The organism is Flavobacteriales bacterium, assembly GCA_013001705.1.
Lineage (GTDB): Bacteria > Bacteroidota > Bacteroidia > Flavobacteriales_D > JABDKJ01 > JABDLZ01.
In genome coordinates this window covers 1-6,085 of sequence record JABDLZ010000126.1, presented here as the reverse complement: position 1 = coordinate 6,085, position 6,085 = coordinate 1, and the positions used below count along the sequence as shown (strand labels likewise).

The 6,085-nt window shown below is 50.7% G+C and carries 6 protein-coding genes; 1 reads left to right on the top strand and 5 read right to left on the bottom strand.

From position 1 onward, the window contains the following. Positions 1 to 35 precede the first annotated feature (35 nt). Positions 36 to 1,928: a SulP family inorganic anion transporter gene (locus tag HKN79_05320; protein NNC82977.1), complete on the top strand. Its 1,893-nt coding sequence runs from the start codon at positions 36 to 38 to the stop codon at positions 1,926 to 1,928. Here HKN79_05320 and HKN79_05315 read toward each other — a convergent pair. The 5 genes from HKN79_05315 to HKN79_05295 all read right to left on the bottom strand — a co-directional run. After that, positions 1,917 to 2,444, bottom strand: coding sequence for a GNAT family N-acetyltransferase (locus HKN79_05315; protein ID NNC82976.1), 528 nt, complete (start codon positions 2,442 to 2,444; stop codon positions 1,917 to 1,919). The two genes, HKN79_05320 and HKN79_05315, sit on opposite strands and share 12 nt — an antisense overlap. After that, the gene (locus HKN79_05310) at positions 2,441 to 4,651 is read right to left on the bottom strand and encodes a SulP family inorganic anion transporter (GenBank protein ID NNC82975.1); all 2,211 of its coding nucleotides are present in this window, start codon (positions 4,649 to 4,651) and stop codon (positions 2,441 to 2,443) included. The genes HKN79_05315 and HKN79_05310 overlap by 4 nt, the downstream gene beginning before the upstream one ends. Before the next feature lie 60 nt (positions 4,652 to 4,711). Next, positions 4,712 to 5,224 (bottom strand): hypothetical protein, encoded by a 513-nt coding sequence (locus HKN79_05305; GenBank protein ID NNC82974.1) that lies wholly within the window; start codon positions 5,222 to 5,224, stop codon positions 4,712 to 4,714. Positions 5,225 to 5,264: 40 nt separating this feature from the next. Continuing rightward, entirely contained in the window at positions 5,265 to 5,711 is a 447-nt protein-coding gene (locus HKN79_05300) for a universal stress protein (protein ID NNC82973.1), read from the bottom strand. 47 nt (positions 5,712 to 5,758) lie between these two features. Further along, positions 5,759 to 6,085, bottom strand: a 327-nt coding sequence (locus tag HKN79_05295; protein NNC82972.1) for a hypothetical protein, incomplete at its 5' end; no start/stop codon positions are given.

The following is a 6,085-nucleotide window of genomic DNA, read 5'->3' as shown; positions in this document are numbered from 1 at the left end:
CCTAACGGTCTTCGGACCACCCTTAACCACAGTATATGAAGTTCCTCGATTTCAGCCATTTCAAGAATGACCTTCTAGGAGGGATCACGGCCGGGATTGTTGCCCTACCTCTGGCATTGGCCTTTGGGGAGCAAAGTGGATTAGGAGCAGCTGCCGGACTCTATGGTGCGGCATTCATTGCATTCTTTGCTGCCTTGTTCGGGGGTACGGCCACGCAGATCAGTGGTCCTACAGCACCGATGACCGCATTGAGTATGGTCGTGATCGCGGGGATCCTCCAGGTCTTCGAAGGAAAGATGGAACTGGCCTTACCGGTCATCTTGGCGGTTTTCCTTATGGCCGGAATCATCCAGATCGTGATGGGGGTACTGAAGTTGGGAACCTATATCCGATTCATTCCCCATACGGTGGTCTCGGGCTTCATGTCGGGTATTGGGGTGATCATCATCATCACGCAGATACTTCCTGCCATAGGTTATTATGCACAAGAGGATACCGATGTAGTGGAGCAGATGGTCCCGCAGGCTGAAGAATTGATCCTAGAACGGATACTCAGAGAAGAGGCTGATGATGGGATATTGGTCCTGGAAGAATTCAAAGAGACCATCTCCCGTTCAGAACAGATCACCGAAGAGGATATATACACCGAGGCGGTGCTTCTGGCAGCCAATGAATCCAAGGGGGTCTTGGGTTCTCTGGAGTATTTGCCACGAGCTCTTCAGAATATCCGTTGGATCGAATTGATGCTCGCACTGATGACTATTGCTATCATCTATCTCTTTCCTAAGATCACCAAAGCGGTGCCAAGTACTTTGATCTCCTTGCTCATAGTCTCGGCCGGAGCCTTCTATTTGGGACTGGATTATGTGCCTATCAGTGAAATACCCACTGGGATACCCATCTTCAAATCAGAGATTTTTACCTCTTTCGACCTTGGGGCATTCGCTCCGTATTTCTTTACAGCCTTCATGCTAGCTATGCTTGGTGCTATTGATTCCTTGCTGACCTCTGTTGTGGCCGATAATTTGACCCGGACCCAACACGATTCCGATCAGGAACTCATCGGGCAAGGTATCGGGAATGGAATAGCTGCCATGTTTGCCGGACTGCCTGGTGCGGGTGCCACCATACGTACCGTGGTCAATATCCAAGCAGGAGGTAAGACCAAGCTGAGTGGTATGATGGCCGGTGTTCTGCTGTTCCTCATCTTGCTGTTCCTCGGACCCATCGCTTCTCAGATCCCTGCCGCTGTACTGGCGGGTATACTCATCACCGTAGGTATCGGTGTGATGGACTACAAGGGCTTGAAGGCTCTTCCGCAAATGGAACTTTCAGAGAAGATCATCCTTCTGACAGTGCTCATCTTGACGGTGTTCTGGCAGCTGGTCTACGCGGTATTCGTAGGACTGGTCCTTGCTGCATTCGTCTTCTTGAAGCGGATGAGTGATCTGAGTACGGAACGGGTGGAGATCACACCTTTGAAACAGGTTCAAAAAGAGGATCCATTGTGGGACGATGAGAAAATGGTCTCTCCTGCTATTCGCGAAAAGGTCGTTTTCAAGCATTTGGATGGACCCATATTCTTCGGGATGGTCAGTGATTTCAGAAAGCTCATCGATCGACTTCCTGACCTACACATGCTTGTCATTCGTATGGAGCAGGTCCCCTTCATCGATCAGTCTGGAGTAAGGGCATTAGAGCAGGCCTTGGAAACTTTGCATCGTCAAGAGGTGGTGGTCGTTCTTTGCGGAGTGACTCCCCATGTTGAGCGTCAATTGCGAGCTTCGAAGGTCATTCCCAAAAGCATTACAGATGAACATGTTTTCAATTCCTTCGCTGATTGCCTGAAATGGATGCGTGAGGTCCTCAAGGTGCAGGAATCACTCGATGCCGAGTTGGCAAGACTTCGAGCGTGGTCAGGATATTGATCCAGGAACATATTCCCACAGATGAACCTCCTGTTCATAGTTGATGCTACCCGGTACTGTACGGTGGATCTTGACCGAACGGAATCCACATTTCTCTAAGACCCTATTGGCCGCACGATTGTCTGATTTGGGACTGCAATACAGGTGTTTCAGTTCGAGGTCTTCCATAAATCTCTGAGCGCAAAGCCTTACCGCCTCCGTACCAAATCCCTTTCCACGCTTTGCGCTGGACCAGGCATGTAGATGCATAAAGGCCTCGTCACCATATAGAGTGGGATTTGTATTGCAATGGCCTATAGGTGCTCCATCCAGATGCCAGATGAGACAGTAGGAATTCCGTTCCTCGAGGTTCGTCTCCAAAGAGCGGCAGAGCATGTGCTCGATATCCTCTGGAGGTGGGAGCTTCTCCAGATCCACACCCATTCCTATCAGGTGTTGGTCAGTACTTTCCCTCCAATATGCCACTACATGAGGCACTTCTTCTGCGGTCAAGGGCTCTATACGTAGTGCACTCATTTGCGAAGAATGGACTTCATGTCCTCCAAGAACTTGAACATGCGGGCAAACTCGCTGATCAAGGCCGGGCGGAGATTATCTGAGAATATGAGTATGTCATCCCCGTTGCTCTCCAAATGCTCGATATGGCTATCGATGAGGAGTTGGCGCATTGGTTCGGTCAAAAACTCATCCATGGTCTTCTTGTCCTCTACCTTGACACTGAATTCTGGGGAGAAGTTCTTATAGATCCTATAGTCAATGTCCTTGTGTTCGATGAGATAGCGATCGAGGAAGCCTTTCTTCTCTATGGTGAATCGAGGCAGAGGACCCGGTATGTGCATCAGCCCAACAGTGGTCTTGTATTCTTCGGCCGCGATCAGGGCTCCTGTCTGGAATTCGATATCACAGATCTGCCAATGAATATCCTCACCGGACTGGATGATCCGATTATGGACCTTCTTGATGAGCTTGCTTTTGAAGAAATAGAAAGAACGGAAGATGCGCCTCTCATCCACTTCCTTCCCATCGAATTCCCATCCATGCTCCAGTGCCATCTCTCTCAGACTGATCTGCCGTGGAGTTTCTATCTGTTGCGTGACAGGTAGGATACGCAAGGCCAATCGGTTGGTCGAGGAAGAGAAGTGCTTCTCCAGACCATGGATGTCTACCTGTCCACCTTTGTCCAGCATGGATTTGCGGTATTCATCCAAATGCTCCAGTATGGAATAATCCACCAATCGGGTCTCGGAGAGGTCGATCGTCACTTTGGACTTCTCTGGAATCTGCATCAGGAGTCCATCCATACGGATCATACTGATGAAATTGGCGATGCCCTTCACCTTGAGTTCATAGGAGCCATCCTTGTGGAAGAGCAGGTGTGTGCCCGGCTTGAGGATCATCCCGAAGAAATCCATGACCGTGGTACGGGCCAGTAGGAACTGTACGGTGAGGACCAAGAGTAGTCCACCAAAGAGACCGACCAGCAGATTGGTATATAAGGTCATGAGGAGTGTTCCTCCAAAGAAGATCAGCTGCTCTGCTCCTTGATTGTAAACCTCCTTGAAGATCTTGGGAGAGGCTAGTTTGAATCCGGTATATACCAGAAGTATAGCGAGAGCACATAGCGGCACCTGCTGGATCACCGGGGAGAGGAAGAACATGAACATGAGCAGGAATATCCCGTGGTAGAAATTGGTCCACTTGGTCTTGCCGTGATTATTGATGTTGACCGAACTCCGCACGATCACTGTGGTCACCGGAAGACCGCCTATAGCCCCTGATATCATGGTGCTCAGGCCGATGCCTACGAGGTCCTTGTCCAGATTCGTACGCCTTCTATAGGGATCGAGGCGGTCTACTGCCTTACTGCTCACAAGGGATTCGATGCTGGCGATCATGGTGATGGACAGCACCGAGGTCCAGAAAGGAAGTTCTCCCATACGGCTGAAATCTGGATGCGCGATCACCGAAAGGAACTCATTTGGGATATCTATTAATAGATGGGGTCCTACCACATGGCCTGAGCCCAGGAAGTCGATCACATGGAGTTGTGAGAAATCGAATAGATATACAAAAGGGATCGAGAGCACCAATACCCACATGGGAGCGGGTAGGAGGGCGATGAGTTTCACGCGGATACGGCCATGGAAGATCAGGACCACCAGTCCTACCAAAGAAATGATTGCCACGAAGGGATTGATATCCGGGATGAAGAGAATGGCCTCTTTCAAGGTCTGGATGATCTCATTGGAGGTCGGTTGAGTGCCCAGGGCGATATGGATCTGCTTTGCAAAAATGATCACCCCGATGGCCGCGAGGATTCCACGGATCACATTAGAGTGCAAAGCGTCAGCAAATCGTCCGAGCTTGATCAGCCCGAGGAGCGTCTGGATGGCCCCGGCCACTACGATGGCGGCCAGCACATAGTTGAGTGTATGTCCACTCCCGTCATCGAGCACGGCAAAGGCGCTCAATATCACCGCGATGATTCCGGCTCCGGGTCCATTGATGCCCACATGACTGCCTCGGTAGAAGGTAGTGACGATGCCCCCGATAATGGCTGTAAGTACTCCAGATGTAGGAGGCATACCTGCTGCCATAGCAATACCTAGACAGAGAGGTAGCGCCACCAAAGCCACACTGATAGAGGCGATGAGATCGCTCTGCCAGTTCTGGATCAGTCCCCTCCATCCAGTCTCTGGGGCGATATTCTTTTCGGTGGCCATACCTTGGGTGCTAAAGATGGGAGAATTCTGCAGAGTGGGGTAAAGGCCCGCTTCTCATTCTCAGCGCTTCTTCTTGCGATAGATGCCGTAGAATACGGTCTGCAATACGTTGTCGGTCTTGTCCAGGATATCCCATACCTGGGTCACAGTGCCGTCCTCCTGCAAGGTCCAGGTGATGCGGTTGCGGTAGAGGTCGATTCGTTGGCCGGGAATCAGTTCGCTCTGCAGTATCATCTGTCCGGGACTTCCGGTACCTTTCAGTATGAGTGGATTCCCACTGTTGTCTATCCACAATTGATTCCAGGTGGAGTCTGCTCGATGATAATAATTGTAGCTCCTTCCTGTGCTTCCTTGACTGCCGACCCATCGCTCATTGAGAATACAACCGTCTTCCAGCACTTGGATGAGGTTCTCGCCCATGACCGTTCCGCTGGTATCATAGACGGTCCAATCTCCTACCCAGAAGTCGAACAGTCGATGCTCGGGAGTACAACAGGCGCAGGCCGTGCTATCCACCTGGGCCATTCCATGGTATGAGATGAAGAGCATGAAGAGAAGAATGATAGATCGCATGATCGGTCGGATTAAGGATGAATGAATAGGGTAGAAGATGTCAATCCTCCTCCTTGATACAGGGAATCACCAGCACTGGCACAGGAGAGGCATCGATCAATTTAGAGGAATGCGTCCCGAAAAGGGCCTCAGACAATAGACTGTGTCTATGATGTCCGGTGATGACGAGATCGATGTTCAATCGCTTCACCTCGTCCAATATGGTCTCGATGGTAGGACCCGGGATCAGTAGCCCTTCGGAATCGACACCTTGTTCTTTGATCAGGTTGGCATAATCGTCCAACATGCGATGCTCGGTGCGCAATTCCTGAGCTCGGTGGTCACGTACCACTTGGGGTCCTACCTCGAATCCCACAAAGTCTGGATTGGGCTCGGCCACATGCAGGAGCCATAGTTTGGCTCCTAATGGCTTGACCAATTTCACCGCCTCTTCGATGAGGTGGGGTGTCTTCTCGTGAAAATCGATGCCGAGCAGTATGTTCTTCATAGACGAAATATAGGAATATCCAGAAGGGTATATGGTCCCTGAGTGTATCAGTCTACCGGATGGACGCGCACCCGTATGCTCTTGCTGATAGGCGTCTTGGCCGTATGTGCATAGCACTGAATAGGTACGAGTACATTGGTCTCCGGATAATAGGTCGCGCAACATGAGCGAGGAATCTCGTAGGGGATGACCTTGAAATGCTCTGCTTTACGCACTTGACCATCATAGGTCGAGGTGATATCCACGATGTCCTTCTCGGTGAGGCCGCGTGCTTCCATATCCTCTGGATGCATGAAGATCACTCTTCTGCCATTGTACACCCCACGATAGCGGTCATCCAAGCCATAGATGGTCGTATTGAACTGATCATGACT